The sequence below is a fragment of the Candidatus Babeliaceae bacterium genome (assembly GCA_041660765.1).
In the GTDB taxonomy this organism is placed as follows: domain Bacteria; phylum Babelota; class Babeliae; order Babelales; family Babelaceae; genus JBAZVR01.
This window is the reverse complement of record JBAZVR010000001.1, coordinates 302,936-326,341: the sequence shown is the minus strand read 5'-3', so window position 1 is coordinate 326,341 and position 23,406 is coordinate 302,936. Positions and strand designations below refer to the sequence as shown.

Annotated in this window: 18 protein-coding genes, 1 tRNA gene and 1 other RNA gene; 17 read left to right on the top strand and 3 right to left on the bottom strand. The window is 37.0% G+C overall.

The genetic code is table 11. The annotated features are described in order from the left end of the window. Positions 1 to 37: 37 nt before the first annotated feature. Genes lysS through WC707_01735 form a run of 5 tightly spaced genes read left to right on the top strand, consistent with a single transcriptional unit; the run spans position 38 to position 5,388 of the window. Positions 38 to 1,540 carry a lysine--tRNA ligase gene (gene lysS, locus WC707_01755; GenBank protein MFA6065885.1) on the top strand — a complete coding sequence of 501 codons (1,503 nt, stop codon included), beginning with the start codon at positions 38 to 40 and terminating at the stop codon, positions 1,538 to 1,540. Next, on the top strand, positions 1,537 to 3,258 hold the full coding sequence (gene recJ / locus WC707_01750) for a single-stranded-DNA-specific exonuclease RecJ (GenBank protein MFA6065884.1): 1,722 nt from the start codon (positions 1,537 to 1,539) through the stop codon (positions 3,256 to 3,258). The genes lysS and recJ overlap by 4 nt, the downstream gene beginning before the upstream one ends. Continuing rightward, positions 3,246 to 3,932, top strand: coding sequence for a (d)CMP kinase (gene cmk / locus WC707_01745; GenBank protein MFA6065883.1), 687 nt, complete (start codon positions 3,246 to 3,248; stop codon positions 3,930 to 3,932). Before recJ ends, cmk begins: the two co-directional genes overlap by 13 nt. Before the next feature lies 1 nt (position 3,933). Beyond that, positions 3,934 to 4,728, top strand: coding sequence for a hypothetical protein (locus WC707_01740; protein MFA6065882.1), 795 nt, complete (start codon positions 3,934 to 3,936; stop codon positions 4,726 to 4,728). A gap of 12 nt (positions 4,729 to 4,740) precedes the next feature. Beyond that, entirely contained in the window at positions 4,741 to 5,388 is a 648-nt protein-coding gene (locus WC707_01735) for an ankyrin repeat domain-containing protein (protein ID MFA6065881.1), read from the top strand. A 39-nt stretch (positions 5,389 to 5,427) separates the two neighbouring features. Here WC707_01735 and WC707_01730 read toward each other — a convergent pair whose 3' ends face one another. The 3 genes from WC707_01730 to lon form a co-directional block, all read right to left on the bottom strand. Next, entirely contained in the window at positions 5,428 to 5,619 is a 192-nt protein-coding gene (locus tag WC707_01730; GenBank protein MFA6065880.1) for a hypothetical protein, read from the bottom strand. Positions 5,620 to 5,725: 106 nt separating this feature from the next. Next, positions 5,726 to 5,896, bottom strand: coding sequence for a hypothetical protein (locus WC707_01725; GenBank protein ID MFA6065879.1), 171 nt, complete (start codon positions 5,894 to 5,896; stop codon positions 5,726 to 5,728). A gap of 68 nt (positions 5,897 to 5,964) precedes the next feature. Then, complete coding sequence (lon, locus tag WC707_01720) at positions 5,965 to 8,397, bottom strand: endopeptidase La (GenBank protein MFA6065878.1); 2,433 nt, start codon at positions 8,395 to 8,397, stop codon at positions 5,965 to 5,967. 272 nt (positions 8,398 to 8,669) lie between these two features. Between lon and WC707_01715 the strand changes: the two genes are divergently transcribed. The 12 genes from WC707_01715 (at position 8,670) to WC707_01660 (ending at position 23,298) form a co-directional block, all read left to right on the top strand. Further along, positions 8,670 to 10,007, top strand: coding sequence for an Npt1/Npt2 family nucleotide transporter (locus WC707_01715; protein ID MFA6065877.1), 1,338 nt, complete (start codon positions 8,670 to 8,672; stop codon positions 10,005 to 10,007). A 112-nt stretch (positions 10,008 to 10,119) separates the two neighbouring features. Next, on the top strand, positions 10,120 to 11,532 hold the full coding sequence (locus WC707_01710) for an Npt1/Npt2 family nucleotide transporter (protein MFA6065876.1): 1,413 nt from the start codon (positions 10,120 to 10,122) through the stop codon (positions 11,530 to 11,532). Between the two features lie 147 nt (positions 11,533 to 11,679). After that, entirely contained in the window at positions 11,680 to 12,555 is an 876-nt protein-coding gene (rpsB, locus tag WC707_01705; GenBank protein ID MFA6065875.1) for a 30S ribosomal protein S2, read from the top strand. Between the two features lie 19 nt (positions 12,556 to 12,574). Continuing rightward, positions 12,575 to 12,666, top strand: a tRNA-Ser gene (locus tag WC707_01700). Between the two features lie 4 nt (positions 12,667 to 12,670). Continuing rightward, positions 12,671 to 12,765: signal recognition particle sRNA small type (gene ffs, locus WC707_01695), an RNA gene on the top strand. Positions 12,766 to 12,850: 85 nt separating this feature from the next. Further along, positions 12,851 to 14,509: a DNA polymerase III subunit gamma/tau gene (gene dnaX, locus WC707_01690; protein MFA6065874.1), complete on the top strand. Its 1,659-nt coding sequence runs from the start codon at positions 12,851 to 12,853 to the stop codon at positions 14,507 to 14,509. Beyond that, positions 14,502 to 15,821, top strand: coding sequence for a ribosome biogenesis GTPase Der (gene der, locus WC707_01685; GenBank protein ID MFA6065873.1), 1,320 nt, complete (start codon positions 14,502 to 14,504; stop codon positions 15,819 to 15,821). The genes dnaX and der overlap by 8 nt, the downstream gene beginning before the upstream one ends. Positions 15,822 to 15,831: 10 nt before the next feature. Beyond that, the gene (locus tag WC707_01680) at positions 15,832 to 16,203 is read left to right on the top strand and encodes an HPF/RaiA family ribosome-associated protein (GenBank protein MFA6065872.1); all 372 of its coding nucleotides are present in this window, start codon (positions 15,832 to 15,834) and stop codon (positions 16,201 to 16,203) included. Positions 16,204 to 16,237: 34 nt separating this feature from the next. After that, positions 16,238 to 17,932: an OPT/YSL family transporter gene (locus WC707_01675; GenBank protein ID MFA6065871.1), complete on the top strand. Its 1,695-nt coding sequence runs from the start codon at positions 16,238 to 16,240 to the stop codon at positions 17,930 to 17,932. A 68-nt stretch (positions 17,933 to 18,000) separates the two neighbouring features. Beyond that, entirely contained in the window at positions 18,001 to 19,851 is a 1,851-nt protein-coding gene (locus tag WC707_01670; GenBank protein MFA6065870.1) for a hypothetical protein, read from the top strand. Between the two features lie 90 nt (positions 19,852 to 19,941). Then, positions 19,942 to 21,585, top strand: coding sequence for a hypothetical protein (locus WC707_01665; protein ID MFA6065869.1), 1,644 nt, complete (start codon positions 19,942 to 19,944; stop codon positions 21,583 to 21,585). Positions 21,586 to 22,023: 438 nt separating this feature from the next. Beyond that, entirely contained in the window at positions 22,024 to 23,298 is a 1,275-nt protein-coding gene (locus tag WC707_01660; protein ID MFA6065868.1) for a metallophosphoesterase, read from the top strand. Positions 23,299 to 23,406 lie beyond the last annotated feature (108 nt).

Genomic DNA, 23,406 nt, shown 5'->3' with positions numbered 1-23,406 from the left:
CTGTAATTTTTAACGTTTATGTAGCAAGATTAATACTATGACCAAAAATATTATTCCTCCCCACGATGACCTAGAAACACTCCACTCTCAAGAGCACGAACAGCGGGTTAAAAAAGTTGATACATTGAGAAACCAAGGCATAGAGCCTTGGCCACATAATGTAACCATAACCGAAACGTGTCAGCAGGTGCGTGATGAATTTGAGGCAGGAACAGAAAGTAAAAATTATACTATTGCTGGTAGGATACTAGCCATTCGTAGTCACGGAAAATCAATATTTGCCACTGTACAAGACAGATCCGGATCATTACAAATTTATCTTAAAAAAGATATTATCGGCGACGCGCTGTTTGCATTATTTAATACCATGATCGACATTGGCGACATTATATCATGCCATGGCCGATCTTTTAAAACACATATGGGCGAAATAACATTAGAGGTCGCTCAATTTGAACTCTTAAGCAAATGCTTGTTCCCTCTTCCAGAAAAATTTCATGGGCTTACGCACATAGAAACCAAATATCGGCAACGGTATCTTGATTTGATGACCAATCCAGAAACACGTGAACGTTTTAAAAAACGCTCCGCAATTATCAGGTTAATACGCAACTATCTCGATACACATGATTTTATGGAAGTAGAAACTCCCATGCTGCACCCCATTCCAGGTGGAGCGGCAGCACGCCCGTTTGTTACGCATCACAACGCGCTTAATGAAAAATTTTTCTTACGTATTGCACCAGAATTGTATTTAAAAAGATTGATTATTGGTGGCTATGAACGCGTGTATGAAATAAATCGCAACTTCCGCAATGAAGGCGTTTCGACACGACACAATCCAGAATTTACCATGCTTGAATTTTATATGGCATACCACGATTATCAGTACGGCATGAGCTTTGTCGAAGATATGCTACGCACGGTCATGCAAGAATCCTGCGGAACATTACACGTTACGTTTGGTAACCATACTGTTGATTTTGAAAAACCATTCGACAAACTCAGCGCACAACAAGCAATTGTCAAATACAGTTCGATTACCGACGCAGAACTTACACCAACAACCATTGATGCTACGTTAAAAAAACATGACGTTACCATAGAAAATAAAGAAGCGTCGTATGGACAAAAAATATTTGCTCTTTTTGAACATACCGTAGAAACGTTGCTCATTCAGCCAACGTATATTATAGATTATCCGCTCGAAATTTCTCCACTTGCAAAGCGTGATGCAAAAAATCCTGAATATGCTGCACGTTATGAGCTCTTTATAGCAGGCATGGAAATTAGCAATGGTTTTAATGAGTTAAATGATCCTTTTGAGCAGGCAGAACGATTTAAAGAACAAGTAAAAGCGCATGCGGCTGGAGATGAAGAAGCGATGCATTATGATGAAGATTATATCAATGCTCTGCAACATGGACTCGCGCCAACTGTGGGGGTAGGAATTGGCATTGACCGCCTTGTCATGATAGCAACCGGCACTACTTCTATTAAAGAAGTTATTTTATTTCCCACGCTCAAAAGAAAAATATGATCATTGCCGGTGCTAAATATTTGTGGAAACTCCCCAAGTATGATACTGAACTGATCAGCAAACTTGTTTTACGATATAATCTTTCATTCCCCATTGTCCAGGCATTGGTCAATCGTGGATATATCAGCGAACAAGATTTTGAATCTTTTCTTTTTACCTCGCAAGAAAAAGATGTCGGCAATCCAATATTGTTGAAAGATGCCCAAAAAGCAGTTGCTCGAATTATAGAAGCAATTAATAATCAAGAAAAAATATTAATCGCGGGCGATTATGACGTTGATGGCATTACTTCTTCTGCGCTCATGCTGATCTGCTTACTGCCCTTGGGCGCGCAGGTTAATTTTTTTCTACCGCATCGAGTGCATGATGGATATGGATTATCGCTTAAAACCGTAGAACGTGCCGCGCGCAATAATTATAAATTGATTATTACCGTTGATAATGGCATTACCGCATTTGAGCCCGTACTATTGGCTCAAAAATTGGGGGTAGACGTTATTATCACTGACCACCACAAGCCGCATGAAGCCGTGCCAAACGCCTATGCCGTTATTGACCCACATCAAACAGAATGTGCTTACCCTTATAAAAAATTTGCCGGCGTCGGCATTAGTTTCAAAATTATGTCATTACTGTATGAACAACTAGGCAAACAATTACCCGAAAAAGTATATGAATTGCTATTGTTAGGTACTGTTGCTGACGTAGTACCATTAACCGGCGAAAATCGTTATTGGGTGCAACAAGGGCTTCATAAAATTAATGGTATAAAAAGTTTTTCTCTTGAAGTACTTAAAAACAATGCGCGTGTCACTAAACCACACTTATCATCAACTGATATTGGATTTTTTATTGCACCGCAAATTAATGCTCTTGGCAGGCTTGAAGATCCACGCGAAGGAGTAGCTTTTCTTATAGGTTCTGATCAACAAGAAACCGTACGTATTGGCAAAACGCTCGGAGAATTAAATGAGGCACGTAAAAGTATAGAAAAAAAAGTATTACAAGACATTGAACAGGCTATTGCAGAGAAAAAAATAAATATAGAAACTGATAAAGTTATTATTGCAGGATCAGCATCATGGCCATCCGGTGTCATAGGGCTGGTCGCTTCTCGTCTTGTCGGCCAGTATTGTCGCCCAGTAATATTATTGCATCTCACATCATCAGGTATTGCAAAAGGCTCATGCCGTTCAATTCCAGAATTTAATATGTTTAATGCGCTACATGATGTGCGGGATATATTACTGACTTTTGGCGGACATACCGTAGCCGCAGGACTTTCATTAAAAACTGAGCATATAGAATTATTAAAAGAACGGTTAACGACGCTTATTAATCAGCAATTATCACCCGAAGATTTGCAACACAAAATTACCATTGATGCGCATCTGACACTACCAGAAACTAATGAAAAATTATTATCTGATTGTGCTCTATTAGAGCCATTCGGCTGCGAAAACCCACAGCCGCGCTTTATACTCAAACAGGTAAGTTTATTAGATAAACCAACGCTGCTTAAAGAACTGCATGTAAAGTGTACTATTTTTGCAGACGGCATTATTAAACCGGTTATATTTTTTAATAGACCCGATCTGATGCCTTTATTAGAAAATAGTGTTAATCAGCCCTGTGATATGGTTGTTCAGGTGACAGAAAATTATTGGCGTGACAGAAAAAATATAGAATTTACAGGTATCGACGTATGCATATCATAATAACAATTGACGGACCAGCAGCAAGTGGCAAATCTTCAGTTGCGCGTGTTCTTGCACAACAGCTTAACGCGTATTATTTGTATACAGGTCTCTTATATCGCGGACTCGCCTATTTATTGCACACACAATATGGTTATACGGCAAAAACAATACATACGCTTACTGACGAGAACGTTAACACACTCTTGCATGATTTTGCGTATACCTATGATAGTAATAACGGCGCTCGTATTGTATTTAAAAATACAGTGCTCGATGGCATTTTGAAATCAAGCACCATCGATCAATTAACATCTCTGGCAAGCCAATCCCCGATTATAAGAGATGCGTTATCTACGTACCAAAAACAGCTGGTGCTCGATAAAAAAATTTCTGTAGTAGAGGGAAGAGATTCTGGCACTGTTGTTTTTGATAAGGCAGATTATAAATTTTTTATTACCGCTGATGCAGAAGTACGTGCAGCACGTTGGCAAAAAGATCAACAACAACATAATAATAATTTTACTTTTGCAGAAGCACTCGCTGCGCTTACACAACGTGATCTACGCGACAGCACTCGCGCATACGCACCATTACAACCTGCATCTGACAGTATTATAGTCGACACAACACATCTTACTATTGAACAAACACTGGCAAAAATATGCAATACTATTTCACACAGAAACGCTTAACATGACCGCGATAAAAAAAATAATAGCCTATATTTTTTTATATGCTGGCACAGTGCATGCTATGGTGCAAAATCAAGACTATCTATCGCAAGTTCCAGACGATATTATGCGCCATATCATATTTTTTGTAGCAATTGAGGCAGGCAATATTAAATCCGATAATAATGTGTCTTATTTTGACGACGCCATACTGGCTGTTGAAAACAAAAAATACGATAAGGTAGATTATAAAATATATGGGCATAAAGATATTCTTCAAATACGCACTATCAAAAAGATGGCGTGTATTGCAAAAAAATATAATGTTATAGTAAAAAAACTTTTTACTGAAAAAGAATATTGTAACACTTTTTGGCATACAATTATTACGTGTCTTGACCAACAACATTTTATTCAAAAGGGCAGTATTCAGATATGGTTTACCGACCCTGCTTTTATTCGCGATGCCTTCATTCCGAAAGACAATAAGCTATATATAGGGGCATGCTGCAATTCTCATTGGCTTGAACAATACGTACAAACGGAGATGCCGAACCAACTTGACCAAGTGTCGATTGATGATCCTGACGCGTATGAAGAAAAAAATGAAACATGGTTTAAACGTTTATTGTATGTATACGCAAATTTACTGAGGCCCTTTTCAGAGATTCCGCGACACATTACGTACTATACTCTAAAAGATATACTCAAAGGATATCCTCAGGAGATACAAAAGGTTTTTGAAAAAGAATTATACTACGCTGATATATGGAATCTACATTCTGCCAGACCAAACCCTACAACAACCGTCACATGATGAGGATATTTTATGAAAAAAATAGGTTATTTTTTACTAGTAATAGTATTTGTTAATACTGCCATAGGCGCACAGACGACGCATGAAGAATATTTTACGGCAGTTGCCCAAAGAGATACACAAACGCTAAAACAACTATTCTCTCACGGCGAAGACATTAATGCTATTCGCGATGTCACCGGTAATACACTGTTGCACCAAGCTATTAATATCGCTGATCAAGAACTAGTTTTATTATTATTACGCACAGGTGCCGATGTACATGCAAAAAATGCGCTGGGACAAACGCCATTACATTGTGCATCGCATAAAGGGCTTAATAACATAATTATACAACTTATGCGACATGGTGCTGATATTAATGCACAAGATTGCGAGCAAACAACGCCGTTACATTATGCTGTCAGAATGGGATTAGAAAGTACCGCAATAGTATTATTACGATGCGGCGCTGATTATAATTTTCGTAATAAAGATGGTGTAACACCCGCGCATCTTGCTGTCTTTTATCACCAAACAAAATGTCTAGAAATATTAATGAATGCTGGAGCTGACGTTACCATTCCTGATAACGGCGGCTTCACACCGTTGGATGTTGCCACTTATTTTAGATTTGACGATATTATTACCATGCTTAATAAAATAACCCCTGCTATATAATATAACAGGGGTTATTTTAGTTTGATTTACAAGAAATATCTATTTGTGAGACATTTCTTCATCATGCATGTGCTTACCATGGCTACGGCTGCAGCTATTGTCAGAACATGATCTATGTTTTTTTTCAGGGCATGTATGACAATCATTTTTGCGGAAACAACGTTTAACACATTCACACGCTGGTAGGCAAAACAATAAAGCAATGCTCATTGCCAAGAATGATTTTTTCATGAATTCTCTCCTTAATAAAATTATACTACCAATTTTAGTGTAAAAAAGTGTCGCGCATTATGCAAGAGTTAAAAAAGGGGAAGATGAACTTCCCCTTTAATCTAGGCTATTTAAGATCAGTATCCGTCCAGGCAACGTCTGGTTGCATTGGACCTGAAACACGTTTTGTTGTAGATTTTTGGTCCACATAAATAATGGTTTCTTCTTCAACATGCGCTTTTTTTCTTCTGAAACATGCTGATGTCAAAGTAAGCACACCAAGTAAACTAAAAAGCATCAATCTTTTCATAATAAATCCTTTATAAAAAACAAAATAACTATATAACAATAGAGTAGTATATCATATTATTTTTTTGTTTTTGATTTTTTAGTTTTTTTTGCGGTTTTTGTTGATTTTGTCGACTGAAATGGATTATTAACCAGCGCTAGCTCTAACACCTTATCCATGCTATCAACATAAATTCTATGCACAGCGGTACCCAGTTCACTACCAATTTCTTCCACATCGTCATAATTTTCTTGTGGTATAAGTACCGTTTTCATACCATGATGTGCTGCGGCCAATATTTTTTCTTTCAATCCGCCAACACCCAACACTCTTCCACGCAGCGTAATTTCTCCGGTCATAGCAATATCTGGCTTTACTGGATTTTTTGTAAGTGCAGAAACAAGTGCAACGCACATCGTTATACCAGCAGAAGGACCATCTTTTGGAGTAGCACCCTCTGGTACGTGCAAGTGAATATCTTTTGTAGAATAAAATGAGTTTTTGAGACCCAGCTCTAATGCACGAGAACGAATATAACTTAACGCAGCATGAGCTGATTCTTGCATAACTTCACCTAATTGTCCGGTTAATGTCAAAGCGCCCTTGCCTGGCAATATAGTTGCCTCAATCTCAAGAACATCTCCACCCAGTTCTGTCCACGCAAGCCCCGTTGCAAGACCAATTTTTTGAGTGCTCGAATCTAAAGAAGTTTTCTTGTATTTTGCCGTCCCAAGCCATTCCTTAATAAGTTCTGGAGTAATAGTGACAGAGCGTATTGTTTCATCCTTCAGTAATATTTGAATTGATTTTCGCATCAACTTGGCGATCAATCGTTCCAACTGCCGCACACCAGATTCTTTACTGTAATCAGTAATAATCTTGTGCAATATATCTTGAGGTATCTTACACTGAGTTTTTTTCAATCCGTATTCTTTAAGGTTTTTAGGCAATAAAAATTGTTGCGCAATTTCCATTTTTTCATCATCGGTATACCCAGAAAGATTTACCAACTCCATTCTATCAAAAAGCGGATACGGAATACCTTCAAGATGATTAGCTGTTGCAATAAACATAACTTTAGAAAGATCATATTCCACTTCTAAAAAGTGATCGACAAAGCCTTTGTTTTGTTCCGGATCAAGCACCTCAAGAAGCGCCGATGAAGGATCACCGTGAATATCATTAGACATTTTATCTATCTCATCAAGCAATATAACCGGATTAACCGTTTTTGCCTTGCGCATAGCCTGAATAATTTTCCCTGGAAGCGCTCCAATATATGTTCTTCTATGTCCACGAATTTCAGCTTCATCACGAATACCGCCCAATGAAATTCTGACAAATTCTCTGCCTAAGCTATCCGCAATAGAATTACCTAAAGACGTTTTACCAACACCAGGAGGCCCCACCAAGCATATAATAGGTGAGCGAACAAGGGACGCCGAAAATTTCTTCGCCGCCAAAAACTCTATAATTCGCTCTTTAGCTTTTTTAAGACCAGCATGATTTTTATTAAGAATTTTTTCAGCCTGCTCTAAACTAATGGCATCTTTGCTTGTTTTTGACCACGGTAAATTTACAATCCAATCTATATAATGCCTGCTTACAACTGCCTCAGAAGACAATGGCGGCATTTGTTCAAGTCTTCGTAACTCTTTTTCTACTTTTTCAGAAGCCTCTTGAGGCAACCCCAAGGTTTTAAGAGTTGTTCGAATTTGGCTAATTTCATGATGCTGATCTTCTCGACCAAGCTCTTTTTGTATAGCCTTTATTTGCTCATTTAAATAGTACTCGCGTTGGCTTTTTTCAACTTGGGTTTGAATTTTTTCCTGAATTCTCTTTTCTGTCTCTAAAATATCTATCTCTTTTTTTAACAAAGCATAGACCTTAAGCAATTTTTCCTTGAGATCAGTTATCTCAAGCATCATTTGGCGCTCTTCAAATGACAAATTAAGCTGCACCGTCAGCGTATCAGCGATAGTGTCTACGTCTTCTATCGTTTTAACAGATGCCATAAGATCGGCCGGCGCTTTACTATTAAGCGAAGAAAACGTTGCGTACAGTGTTTGCAAATGACGCCAAATAGCCTCATTTTCAAGATTTTGCTCAACGCCAGTAGTAACTATATCTTCTATGTATGCCCCAATAAATCCTTCAGTCGGCTCAGTTTTAACGATGCGGGCTCGACAAATACCTTCAACTAATATCTTTAAAGCTCCCTTTGGCATCCTCATTACCTGCAATATGGTTGAATGAGTCCCATACGTATACACATCGTCCGCCGTAGGTGCCTCTACTTCAGAATGTTTTTGCGCCGTAATAAAAATTGATTTATCAACCTTGAGAGAATATTCAACTGCTTTAATCGACGACGATCTTCCTACTATAATAGGGATGATACTTTTTGGTAAAAGAACAACATTTTTTAAAGGCAAAAGTGCTAAAAAATGCGGCTCCTGCGATGTTTTTTCTTCAGTCATTTTTTCCTCACACGTGTAAATTTTTTTCATATATTAATAATACAAAGATAATTGTGTATAAGATATAGTGTACCACAGGCCAATTTTTCAGTAAAATGAAGGTTTTTAGGTCAAAGTGGCTGAAATAAGTTTTTTTGTCAACGAAAGGAAGTCTATGTTGTAAAAAATATTCTATTTATATTAAATAGAATGATATAAAGATATTTTCTCATACATATATAATTGTTTTTTTTACAAACAATAAATCTTATATTAAGATACTAATGAATGTTTATACACAGTTTTCATAAAAGGGTTTCTATATGATTTCTAGGCTTGCAAAAGCGTGGTTTGGGGATTTTAGTCGAGAAGAACTTAAAAAGTTTTTACTCTTGGCGTTCATATTCTTTTTTACCATCGGCGTGTATTGGTTAATACGTATTACCAAAGACTCCGTTTTTTCCATTATTATTGGTGCAACATATATTCCATTTGCAAAGGGGCTTTCGCTCTTTGTCGTGGTGCCTCTGGTCATGGCATATGGATTTTTAGTCGATAAGTTTCCGCGTCACAGGGTTTTTTATGCCTTATGCGCTATTTATGGAACCTTGGGTATTTTATTTGCTATCCTCCTGCAAAATCCTACCATTGGCCTTCCTAATATAGATGCAAGTCCATGGCGCCTACTTGGCTGGCTCTATTATGTTTATGTAGAAAGCTTTGGTTCTATCATGGTTGCTCTTTTTTGGGCATTTACCGCTGATACAACTACACCAGAATCTGCAAAACGTGGATACGGCCTTATTGCTATGGGTGGACAAGTTGGTGGTATCGTTGGACCACTTATTGTAGAAAGACAAGCAGAAAACCTTGGTCAAGCCGTAGTTATCGGTATTGGATCCGCTGCAATTTTCATGATAGCAGCTATGGTTTACTACTACATGAAGGTCGTTTCCCATGATCAACTACGCGGTTATCATGGCAAAGAAACTGCAGAACAAAAGAAGGCAACCAAGGAAAAAGTTGGCTTTACTGAAGGCCTAGGTCTTATTCTTTCGCAACCGTACCTTCTCGGAATTTTTGCTGTTATTTCTATTTATGAAGTAATTGTTACTATCTTTGACTTCCACTTCAAAGTACTAGCAGCAAGTCAAGGTATGAGCGGCGATGCTTTGGCTTCTTATCTCGGCAACTATGGCGTTTGGACTAATGGTGTAGCTCTTATTTGCCTTCTGCTTGGGGTAAGCAATATTGGACGCAAGCTCGGCTTAACGGTAGCACTAACGCTATTGCCTATTATTATTGCCGGCGCAACCATTGCACTTAATCTTAATTTAAATCTAGAAGTTGCATGTTGGATAATGATTGTTTCTAAAGCATTAAATTATGCCTTAAATCAGCCAGCAAAAGAGCAATTATATATTCCAACAACAAAAGATGCGAAATATAAAGCTAAGGGATGGATCGAAATGTTCGGATCTCGTTCATCAAAAGCGGGCGGATCTGCAATTAATGCGGTCAAGAAGCTGATGAGCGTAAACTCATTTATCATGTTTAGCGCTATAGCTTCTCTTGGTTTGTGTGGTATTTGGTTTTTAATTGCACTGTATCTTGGCAGAACTCACAAAAAGGCTGTTGATAGCAACACCGTTGTTTGTTAAGCGCAGTTATTTATTAGTATAGGTCATCTATGAAAACAAGCTTTCTCGAAATAAAAATGTTCCGAGAAAGCTTGTTCATTTTATCATATTGGGGCATAAGAGGGTTCTGGTTATGAGTTCACAACTCAAGTCTTTTTTCAAATTTTTTGTTGATGTTGAACCGCACGAGCGAATAAAAGTTATTTTACTGACGGCAGCCTTCTTTTGCGCAATTGGTGGTTATACCATTGCAAAAGAGCTTAAGGATTCTATTTTTGTACACATTGTTGGCCTTGAATATATGCCATGGGCAAAAATGCTTTCCATCTTTATACTTATTCCACCAATTCTTTTTTATTCACGCCTTGTCGACATTTTAAAGCGCTCGCATCTGTTGTATTTCTATTGCATGTTGTACGGCATTGGTGGACTTATATGTGTTTATCTCTTAGGTCATCCAACCATCGGCTTAGCAAACACCGATACGAATCCGTATAGATTATTTGGATGGTTTTTGTATTTTTTCATAGAAGGATATTCGCCTTTTGTAGTAAGTGTTTTTTGGGCTTTTACCAACTCAATAACCAGTCCAAAAGCTGCAAAAAACAACTATACAATTATGATTGCTGGATCAAAATTCGGGGGCATGATTATGTCCGCTTTTGCTTGGTGGCTATTAACTTATAAGGATAGTTTAGGGCAATTGATTTATTCTGATGTAATCAATCACCAAATTTTATTAGGGCTTGCCTCGTGCTTACTTCTTTGCGTTCCCATCATTATTAATATAATGATAACAAGAGTGCCTGCTCAATATTTACATGGCTACGAAGCTGTCTATAAAGTTGAAAAAGAGCGTTCGTCTCATGGCGAGCCAACTGGGTTAATAGCAACATTAACAAGCATCGTGTCTGGGCTTGTAATGATTGTTCGTTATCCCTACGTAATGGGTATGTTTGGTATGATTTTTTTCTGGGAAATTATTAACGTAGTTCTTGGATATTTACGTCTCAGCATTGGAGAAACTCATGCTTCTTCGGCCTCTGCTCTGAGTGGGTTTTTATTTAAATCGGTTTTATTTGTTCACTTAGCAGGATTTATTATTGTGCTCTTTGGAACACGTGCCCTAATAAACTTTTTAGGCGAACGTAAAAGCTTGATCTTGATACCAACTATCACAGGAATTTTATTGACGTATTATCTTACAAGTCAATCCGCGAATGCAGTTCTCATTGTTTATATACTTATTCGATCAGTTAATTATGCATTTGCGTATCCACTACGAGAAAGTCTCTATATACCAACTACCAAAGAGATGAAATTTAAATCAAAATCTTGGATTGATGCGTTTGGTGCCAAGGTAGCAAAGGGATGCGGTTCATATTATAACGTTTTTGTCTCCCGTTATGTGTCAACGGCACTGCTAACATCTGTTCACACTGTTTTTTTCATTGGCGTTATCAGCATGTGGCTCTTAACCGCTCAATTGCTCGGCAAGCGATTTGAAAGGGCAGTGGAAAATAATGAAGTAATAGGGCTAGAATAATTGCTATTTTTATGTTTTCTATTACAATAAATGATAATTATAGTATACACATGGTGTTTTTATTATAGGGGTGGCTATGAAGCTACATCACGATGAAATAGCTTCAGCCCAAAAAACACTCGATAACCCTGAAAGGATCAATATATCATGATAGATTTAAAATTACTCATCAAAAATAGTGTTCAGTATGGACATCAAACGTGGCGCTGGTGCCCAAAAATGCGTCCTTATATTTGGGGGCATAAAGGCGGGGTTCATCTTATAGATGTTTCCAAAACAGCACACCAAATGGAAAAGGCGGCAAAGTTTCTTGAATCTATTGCTGCAAGCGGTCAACCAATATTATGGGTTGGCACAAAAAAGGCTGCACAAGCTGCCATTAAAAAAGCATCTGAATCGTCTAATAGCCCCAGCGTAACTCATCGTTGGATCGGTGGAACATTAACTAATAATTCACAAGTTAAAAAATCGATCACCAAACTGTTGCATTATCAAGACATTTTAAGCAAAACAGAACAATATTCTTATACTAAAAAAGAATTTGGCGTTTTTCAAAAAATAGTTGAACGCTTGCTTAAAAACATCGGTGGGATCCGTACATTGGGTTGGCCGGTAGGCGCAGTTGTCGTTGTTGATGTTAAAAAAGAACACGTTGTTGTCAAAGAAGCTGTTGCAGCTGGAATACCTGTTGTTGCGCTTGTTGATACCAATGGTGATCCATCAATGGTGGACATTGTTATTCCTGGCAATGACGACGTTCCTCGTGCAATTGAAGTTGTTCTTGATTATTTAGCTGAAGCGGTAAATAAGGGACAAGCGCAAGCTGAAATTAAAGCACACGAAATGGCAACTGAAGAAGCTTCGCATGCTGGTTTAACTGAAGAAATGGTTAAAGCGCTTGGTAGCGATGAAGAAGAAGAATCTAACAAAAAAGCTAAGCGTGGTTCTGCCGGTCAAGCTCCTGCAAAAAGAGCGGCACGGCCATCACTCAACAGAAAGCCTTTTGTTAAAAAAGCCGAATAATTAACGAAATATTTTTATTGGAGAGATGTCTGAGTGGCCGAAAGAGCATGATTGGAAATCATGTATATCCTGAAAGGGGTATCGAGGGTTCGAATCCCTCTCTCTCCACCATATAAATTGGGAAGTTCATAAAAAACGGTTGTAGAATCTGTCAGGTCTGAAAAGAAGCAGCAGGGACAATGCGGTTTTTGTATGAACTTCCCTTATTTTTTTAGCTTAAATTTTAACTTAAAGTTTTAAGTTAACTGCAGTATACTTAATAATATTAGTTTTTTGTTTATCACCTGTTAGGTATATGACCGTGTTAGTACATTTAGCGCGTGCGTGGCGCCCAAGAACGTTTAATGAATTGATAGGCCAGGATCTTACCGTAAAGATTTTAAAAAATAGTCTTTATAAAGATATTGTGTTTCCTGTGTATCTTTTATCTGGTCAACGCGGAAGTGGTAAGACTACAACAGGACGCCTTTTCGCGGGTGCCCTCAACTGCGCACGACTTGCTGATTTTCAACAGCACCCACAAGAAATTGATTTGCCCTGTCTTGCCTGCGCCTCATGCGAAGCAATGAAAATGGGTGCGCATCCGGATTTTTTTGAAATAGATGCTGCATCATATACGGGCGTTGACAATGTTCGTCAAATTATCGAAGCGGCATCGTTTTTGCCTATTTTAGGTACAAGAAAAATATATCTTATTGACGAAGCGCACATGTTAAGTAAAGCTGCTTTTAATGCTTTTTTAAAAATTTTAGAAGAACCACCGAAATCTGTTGTCTTTTTATTGGCTACGACAGAAGTAACTAAAATTATTGATACGGTACGCTCTCGGTGTTTTAACCTTTTTTTTGATCCCATTGCAACGCCACATTTAACCAAACATTTGGTCTATATTTGTCAACAAGAATCTTTAGAATATGATGAACTTGGGCTATCGTGCATTGCAGCAGAGTCCCAGGGGTCAGTTCGTGATGCCTTAAATCTTATCGAACGTGTACGTCTGGCGCATGGCTCTGTAACCATGAACGCCGTAACAAAAGTCTTAGGCTTGCCACAGGAAACTATTTTTCTTGAACTATTTGCAGCATTAAGTAATAATTCGGCACATGACGTTCTTGCGATTACCATAAAATACGATTTTTCTTTATATAATCCAACGATATTGTGGAAAAAAATAGTTGAATATGTACGCATGCTGTTATCAATTGTCTGCAATGTACCGTGTGAAATTATTCATGAAAAGCAATTGGTCCAATTAGCGCACACATTTTCTCAAGACCAGTTAACGCGTTTTTTAGAGATTTTGTATACAAGCGAACTGCATTATGTAAAAACATTATCAGCGCCTGGGCTCATGGAACTAGTATTGTTAAAAATGCTAGAAATTAAAAATAGTTCTCAAAATATCGTACATAACGTTCACACGCCTCCATCAATTACGAACAAAAAGATAGCGCCTGCGCCCGTGGTGCAGCAAGTAACACCTGAACAAACCGCGCCTATTGATGATCCTTGGAAGTATTTTTTACACGAATTGCAAGCGGTACACGAACCACTAGTAAATTCTATCTTTAGGCAAGGGCAATTCAGAGGAAAGCAACACAAAGAAATTACTATAGCTTTTTCTTCGGAGCTTATATTTTTTAAAGATTCATTAGAATCAACCCGATTATTATGGCAACCGATATTAGAAAAGTGTTTTGAACCAAGCGTCGTTTGCACCTATATATTTACCGCAGAGATAAAATCTCCAGCGCCAATACTTCAAAAAAAAGCTGAACCGATTTCTCAACAACGGTCCTATAAAATAACGCATGATAACATGCAAAAAAAACCTGTAGCGATGCAGGAACAAAAAATTAATAATTCACATTTAGAATCATTACCACGGGCTCAATCTGTATTGCAAGTTTTCCCGGGTACATTAACAGAAATTAAGGAAAACAACCATGAGTAACATTCGTTCCGTTGTAATTGTTGGTCGTATGAATGTAGGAAAATCGACCCTTTTTAATAAACTGTCAGAATCTGTCAGAAGTATAACACTTGATTATGCAGGCGTTACGAGAGATTTTATTAAAGATGTTATTGAATGGAAAAATCATAGATTTGAAATTATTGACACAGGCGGTATCAGTTTACGAAAAACAGAAGATATTATTTTAGAAAAAGTACGTCAAACAGCATTAGATTTAGTACAAAAAACAGATCTTGTTGTTTTCGTCGTAGATTCACTGGTCGGGGTATTACCTGAGGACCGCGAAATTGCTCAGCTTTTACATAAAAATAATAAGAAAGTTATTCTTGTTATCAATAAAATAGATAACACTCTGGCACAAGAACATATACATGAATTTTATAAATTAGGTTTTCCGCACACCGTATCAATTTCAGCTGAACATTCAAAAGGCATCAATGATGTTCTCAATGAAATTGTTGATTTATTACCACAAGAAACATCAGGTGCCGCAGACAAAGAACCTGATTATCGCGTTGTTTTCTTGGGAAGACCAAACGTTGGAAAATCTTCTTTAATGAATGCATTGTTGCAAGAAGAACGATCAATCGTATCAGATATTCCAGGAACAACACGAGAAGCAATTTCGGAAAAAATACAATTTTATCAACAAAACATAGAACTTACGGACACACCAGGCATTCGCAGAAAACGTTCTGTTGGCGGTCAATTAGAACCACTCATGGTAAAAAGTTCTTTCGCTGCGCTTAAAAATGCTGATATTGTTGTTCTTGTGCTTGATGTTACTGAAGCAAAATTGGTAGACCAAGAGCTTAAATTGGCTTTTTATGCATTTGAAGAACATTATAAGGCGCTGATTATTGTTTTTAATAAAATTGATTTAAAAACTGAGTTAATGGATCAAGAATTAGAAAGAAGTTTAAGTCTCTATAATCACTTAATAAAAAAAGTACCCCTTCTTAATATATCATGTAAATCAGGTAAAAATGTAGGGCGCCTTGTGCCCTTAATTGAAGAAGTATGGCAACGTTTTAGTCAAAAATTATCTGATGAAGAAGTTAATAGATTAATAGTAAGTTCGTTACAAAAAAAACCATTATACCACAATCAAAAACTATTGCGTGTATATGGCGCTCGTCAAGTTGCGCAGTCACCTATAACTATTCTCATAGATGTTAACGAACCTGATTGGTTTGGGCCTTCACAACTTGGTTTTTTTGAAAATATTATAAGAGGCGCATATACTATGATTGGTGTTCCTATAAAATTTATTGTAAGAAAAAAGGCATAAAGGAGAACTTATGAACAAAAGAATCGTATTTAGAGGCATGGAGCATTCGGGTGCGCTAGAAAAATACGTTGATGACAATTTCAAAAAAATAGAAACGTTTCTTGAAGAACATCCACGCACACCCATCACCTATGATATTGTTTTTGAGAGTCATCCAACTCATGCAACAAAAAAATGTGAAGTACGTATAACGTCACCAGAATTTCATGTCATAGTTTCCAAAGAGGGACAGGATATGTATAAAGTCGCCCATGATGCACTTGATAGTGCCTACGCACAGCTACTCAAAGAAAAAGCAAAAGTAAGCGACAAAAATATTCATGGCCACCAGAAACCGGTTGAGTCCGTTAACCCTGAAGAAGAAGACAACGACAAAGAATAAATTAATTATATAATTACTACTATAGGGCGATATCGTGCAATATCGCCCTATAAGTTATAACGCATATACCATGATCATTACCACCATAATTTCTATACTATTTTCAGTGTTTTCTACCGCCATTATGGGTTACATCGCAATGGCGACATCAACAGGTCCATGGATAGAACCAACACTCGTTCTTCTGGGCACCGTTGTGTTCCGTTTTATGCTTGCTCGCGTTATGCCGGTTGCTCAGGCACAGCATGCCATTGGGTATTCGACAGCCGCCGGAGCTATTGGCGGCATTACTGCAATTGCGTGTGGATGGGCTTTCCCTACCCTATATTTTTTGGATAAAAATATTTTTACCCTATGGATAAGTAACCCCTATTATTTTTCTGCAATTTTGACCGCAACGGTACTCACTGGTGGTTTTCTTGGTTTTTTTATAGCGCATGTTTTTGAACATCATTTATATAAACAAAAAGATATTACCTTCCCCATTGGGGACTTAGTGCATAGTATGATTTTTGCCCAGGATCAGGTACGACAAACCATAGAGCTTATGTTCGGAGGGGCGCTAGCGCTGTTTGTTACTATCACGCAAAAATATTCTACCTTTATTCCCAGCAAAATTACCCTCATCCCAACAATTGCGTATGGCATTCTCAAAATACCGTCGGTATATGTGCGCTGCGATTTGCTCCCTATATTTTTATCAATAGGTTTTATAACGGGGCATCTTATCGCCCTGCCGCTTCTTTTTGGCTTTATATCAAAAATTTTTCTTATTGAACCGCTACAAAGATACTTTTTTGCCACGATCACTACTGAAGGTTTTTTATTAGCATTTGTATCCGGCATGGTTATTCAGGGCGCAATAATAACATTATTTGATTTACCGCGTCTTATCAGCACAACAACGCAACAAATAAAAAATTACTACACACCCTACTTTAGTACTATAACATTTACACAGGCTCCATCTGCTGCGCTAACGGCTATGCAACAAATAAGACTGAATGCTTTTTTTGAACATATGGGCACAATCAGTGTTATATTTGGGGCAATTCCGCTCTATCTTTTCTTATCGTTCTTTAAATTTTCACTGCTAGCGCAACTCTATATCGTTATTTTTACCGCAGTATGCACCTATCAGTTATTAATGATAGCGGGCAAAACGGGGCTCGCACCATTCCCGCGTTTTGCAACGTTTGTTCTTATTCCCGGCATGCTCATGTTTGGATTCGATGCCATACAAATCACCATCGTCTCAACGTTTGTAGAAGTCTGCTGCGGCGTAGCTGTTGATGTTTTATTCGGCAGAAAAATGGCAAAACTGGCCCATATGGAAAAAAACACCATTGTTTTTTATCAATTACTTGGCTTACTCGTCAGCGCATTATCAATAGGCGTTATTTTTTATTTCCTGATTAATCACTTTGGCCTGGGCACTCCAGAACTGTTTGCACAGCGTGCTCATGCACGCGCGCTCTTGGTCAAAACTAAAGACTTTAATTATATTGTTATGATCCTAGGGGCTGTATTCAGCTATAGCCTTAAGTTTATCAAGATAAACCCATTACTGGTCATGGGCGGTCTCCTCATGCCACCAGAATTATCTTTGAGTCTCATATTCGGGGGCCTACTTACCTATGTGGTTAAAAATAAAGAGCGCTATTACCCATTCTGGTCCGGCGTCTTCGCCGCCAGCTCCTTCTGGATGGTTCTCAGAACAATTCTTTAAAACGCTTTCAAATTGATAATTTTTTGTAAATATATATATTTATTATAAAGTATACAATATGAGAAATTATGAAAAACTATACAATTTTAAGCTTATTACTTGTCGTATCAGGACTTACACAGGCAATGGGAACAAGCATTTTCAACTCAAAAAAGCTCAAAAAGGGCCTTTTTGGTAAATTTAACGCGGCCATTCTCTCTCAAAACTTCAACGTACCCGGAAGCCTTACTGTGGAAGAAGCACGCAAGCCGTATTCTTTCGCTAGAAAACTCGCTTTACTCGCCAAACCTGATGAAGTGGTCTTAACCGATGGCAATGATGCTACCATAATAAAAAAAGAGTATATAAAAAACTCCAAAACACTAACCGAACTGACAGCAGATGTGCCAATTGATCAACATGAAAAATTCTTAACAATATACCCAACAATAGATAATGAAGTTGCATTACTCGCAAGAGCTCTTAAATTCCCAATTTTTGATAATTCAAATTTTAATGCACAATCCATAGAAAAATTATTTGGCTGTGGATACATGTGGAACAAATATAAAATAGGTACTGACACCATTACAACTCAAAGCATTCTTGATAAGATATATGATCGCATGACTCAGATAATTCTTGAACCGTCATTCATCACGTCACATGATTATATCGAAAAAGTTGTACAGCTCAATGAAAAATATAATGCGATAGAGCCCGAGCTTACAGCACGTATTCTTGCTTCTCATGATTTTATACAAATGAGGGAATACGATTGCATTGATGTCCCAGCAAAGCTCGTCTACGATTTTGAAAATACAGTAACAGCTGGCGATATTCCTTATAGCTATTATGGCACCAACGACCTTGTCATAAGCTCAGACAATAAAAAATTATTCACTACATTGCGTGTAAATGATCCGGATTTTCCTTTTGAGGATCCACCGTCTTTGCATATAGCCGCATTAGATTTAGAAAAAAAAATGCTCCTTATTCAACGCGATATTATGTTGCGAGATGAAAAAATACTAGGTACTACGCCAGACTCTACAACGATTATTACCTATAATTGCCGATACAAAAAACTAAAAGCTTATGATATGGCAACACTTCAAGAAAATAGCGATGGTTGTGAATTTTTTAATGACACAAATAGTAAAATTACTTTTTCTCATAATGAAACTAAATTCGTTATTTCACATGATAAGAGTTCTTTACTACAACTCAACCCTGCGCCCGAGCATAAACATATAGTTAAGCGTTGGAATAAACAGCTAGCTAAGATTGATGTACAAAGTCTGATCGATTTAAAATTTGCACATTGCGATATACAAACACAAGAGCAGGCACAAAGGCTTGCGCATCTCGCTGATAATATTAGTCATGTAACACCTGATGGGACAAAATTTTTTATTAAAAATACAGTATATCAAACCAGCAATGGAAAACCTGTTTGTACTATAACCGACAACTCCAACATTACTTTCTCAACCAAGGACTTTATAATCTGTAATAATTATGCCCCGAATACAATTTGGATAAAATCACTGATAACTGGAAAAACTCTTGCAATACTCAAAAATGCCGAATTCGTTGATAAATTCATCATATCTTCAGATAATAAAATCATTTATGGCATTAAATATGAAATAATTGATGCTAGGCAACAATGCAAGGAACAGCTTTTCGCCTGGGAGCTGCACAATGAAAACGTAAAAAGATACATTTCATTAAAAAAAGCATTGCATATGGTTCAACCATCTAACATAAAAACCATGGTTCATAAATTTTTTGATAAATGGAAAGATATTAACAAGCCACTTTTTTACCAGCAAATGCACTCAACTCGAGACACTTTTTTACCGGCCAATCCAATTACCATCAATCTTCAATTAATCACTCCGATTCGTCCTGTCCCTACTAGCTCTTCCGTATGATCTTAAGAGCAATTCTTTAAAAAACACATTCAAGTTGATAATTTTTTATAAATATGTATAATTATTATTAACAATAAATATAGGTTAAATATGAAAAATTATACAATTTTAAGCTTATTACTCGTTGCATCAGGGCTTATACAGGCAATGAATGCTCCAATAAGCAATTCTATTTTAATTAATGGCTCGCCTTTGCTCTATCAAGCGTTCAAAGCGCCTGGTCACATAAATTTCGCAATAGAAAGCGAATCCTATGAACACATTACAATCATACCTTATTATCCATCAAAAACAGATAAAATGACATTTGAAACGGGTGACATAATATTAAAAGATAAAAGCAATAGCGTTATTATCAAAAAAGAACATATAAAAAATTCCAGAATACTTACAGAATTTCTCTTAGACAATAAAATTGACCCAAGAAAACCTATCTTAGAGCTCCCAATACCAATAAAACGCGAAGCCCGATTATTAGCAAATGCTCTTAAAATCCCAGATTTTGATAAAGAATATCGGATAAAAAACTTACTAAAACATGAGGAGCTATATCAAAAATACGATATCAGCTCAGACAAAATTGATGCTCGTATGGAGCAGTTAATTACGCGGCCAGAATCAATAACATCACCCGAGTATATTGCAAAACTTCTACGGCTTACTCAAGGGAATATCTACGCGTCAATAAGAAGCCGTCTTGCACAATGCATTCTATCTCGTTGCAAATTACAAGATTCAGAATTAAAAAAATTAGAATTCGCAGTAAAAGAAATAATCGTTCCAAGAAAATCAATACACTATTTTGGAGAATATTATTATTTGGGTGATAATACTCTTATAATAAGTCCTAATGGTAAAAAAATAACACTGGAAAAAAAAATACCCATTCCAGACGCATGCGGCACAATAATTTTGATAGACACAGAGACAAAAAAAGTAGTGATGCAACCTAAAGAGATGAAAGTGTCAGAAAGGTCCGTCCTCTTTACCCCAGATTCTCAACAAATCATTACACATGACAACTTTAAATTTCGATCATATGATACCAAAACGCTTAAAAAAAGCGATTGCGCATTTTTCGATAAAAATAAAACTTATCATTATAGCGAAGCTGAACACATTTTTCGTCCTTCAAGCGATAAAAAAACGTTATTACAGCTTGTCTATCCACGACGTGGCAACTTCTTACGTATATATACTATGAACAATGGCACAGATAGTAACTCAACCGACAAAACTAGTTATATAGATTTTACATTTGAGCAATGTAATCCAACAGTACGAGAAGAAATCAAAAATTATTGGAAAAATACCAATATCTGGAAAAATTATACAACACAATTATCTATGGAAAAACAATTAAACTTATCTCGAATATCAAACGATCAAGGGATTTATTTACTAGATTATCTTGGTTATATTACCTTCTCACCAAAAATGATGTTTTGGATCTGCAAGCCCAATCAAATCTCCAAGACCGCTACTATTAGGTCACTGACCGGAGATATCTTAGCAACATTAGAAAATACAGATAAGATAAAAAAATTCGCGATAACATCAGATGACGGAACCATTTACGGAATAACTGATACAAAACTCTATGAATGGACGTTCACAGAAACAATACGCAAAAAATTTCCAATCAATACAACACTTGAAGAAGCATTAAACAGAGCACACCAAGAGGCGCGTGAGAAAGAGGGCATTAGCAGCTCCACCCATTTCTCTAATTGATAATTATAATAAAACTGATATTATAAATTTTAGTGTAAATTTAATATTTTAAAGGCTCTTATGAAAAAAATAATACTTTGTCTGGCGTTGCCCAGTTTCTGGCTCTCTTCTATGGAAACGCCACCACAGTCAGCCCCCGTTTCATTAATGACAAGTTCTTTAACAGATCTATATAACGCTTCGCAGACGTGGACCAAGTGCATTTCGCGCGATCAAAAACACATTGACTGTATATTGAAAAGCAAAAATACTCATGACCGAGAGTGCGCTGGGGCTAATCATATCAGTAACCCCACAGGACTTACATAAGAAGAATTTTTACAACATATACAAAATTTTAAAAACTCATTTAAGGGAGAAAATAAACCCATTGATGAAACGAACTTTAGCCCATATTTAGTCAAATATGTAACTGACAAGCCTGTTAATATTCACACAATGGCAGATTTGCATGGAGATATTCACACGTTACTCGCCCATCTGAAAGACCTCAAAGATAAAGAGATTATTGATGACAACCTTACTCTTATTGGCGATAGTGATTATTTAGCTTTTTTAGGTGATTGTGGTGACTCCGGTGACTCATCGTGTGACGTATGGGCGTTATTAATGCGGTTACGTATTATAAATAAAGATAAGTGCATTCTTGTACGAGGAAATCACGAAACTATTGGTCTTGCTGGGCAACAAGGCTTTGGGAATGAGCTCGATAAAAAATTCGATCTTTTTGGTCAATTGGAAACAGCAAAAGCACTCGATTCACAAAAAACATTCCAACATATTGTTAAGCCTTATTATTCTTTTTTTAATTATCTACCGGCAGCTGTATTCTTTGGTTATGACAATCAAAAAAAAGATCATATTGATTACGCCTGCTTATCTCATGCTGGAGTAGAATTAGGATGGCAAGATCATGATAGATTCCTGAATGATCCCAAAAATAAAACTAAAAGCATGCCACTTTTCTGGAACCGTGAAGAAGTCATTGCAGATAACAAAGTAATACATGATGAGGTTGATGCTGCATTTAAAAGTGATGACATCAACAAACGAGAAGAAACAAGAGCGTTGCAAAATCACGACTATGCTTTTTTAGACATCGGGCAGCCGCAGAAAAGTGGCTTTATGTGGAACTTTTATACCGCTTTAGCCAACGAACCAACTCGTTATAACAATGGCTGGACATACAGTCAAAAACTCACTCAAGAAGTTCTCAGAAGCTGGTCAAATACAGGTAAAAAACAGTCCCTAAAAAAATGTCTTAATTCATTCACTATGGCATTATTGGGCAAAAAGTTTTTTGATGCCACTACATACTCAGTTAGAACTAATATTCGTGGACACCAGCACGTAACTCCTCAAAATTTTGCAGAAAAAGTGCCACATGCTCTTGAAATAAAAGCCATGTACCTCACGCCAACAGGCATTTATCATCAATGGGCTGATAATACCCAAATGATCAAAAAATATTTTATTAAACCTGGTGATGTATACACGCTAAAAAATGCTCCGTGCAATATATATGGTTATCCATATCCAGTAGTAAAAGATACAATAAAACGCCAACTTTGGTATGACAAGACCGGCTCTCGCTCCTGTTTAGCACTGCCCCAATGGACACTGGAATCAACAAATCTCAAGATTTTTGATAGTACTGAACTACCAAAAGATATGCAAAAAGATATAATAAGTCTTAAAGATTATTTAGATTAGCAAAGCTAGATTAATATTTGACAAATACCCCGTTCTTAGAAAAGCGTGATGTTGTCTTTTAAGATTATTCACTCATTTTAACTACAACTGGCCGACGGGTTTGCTAAG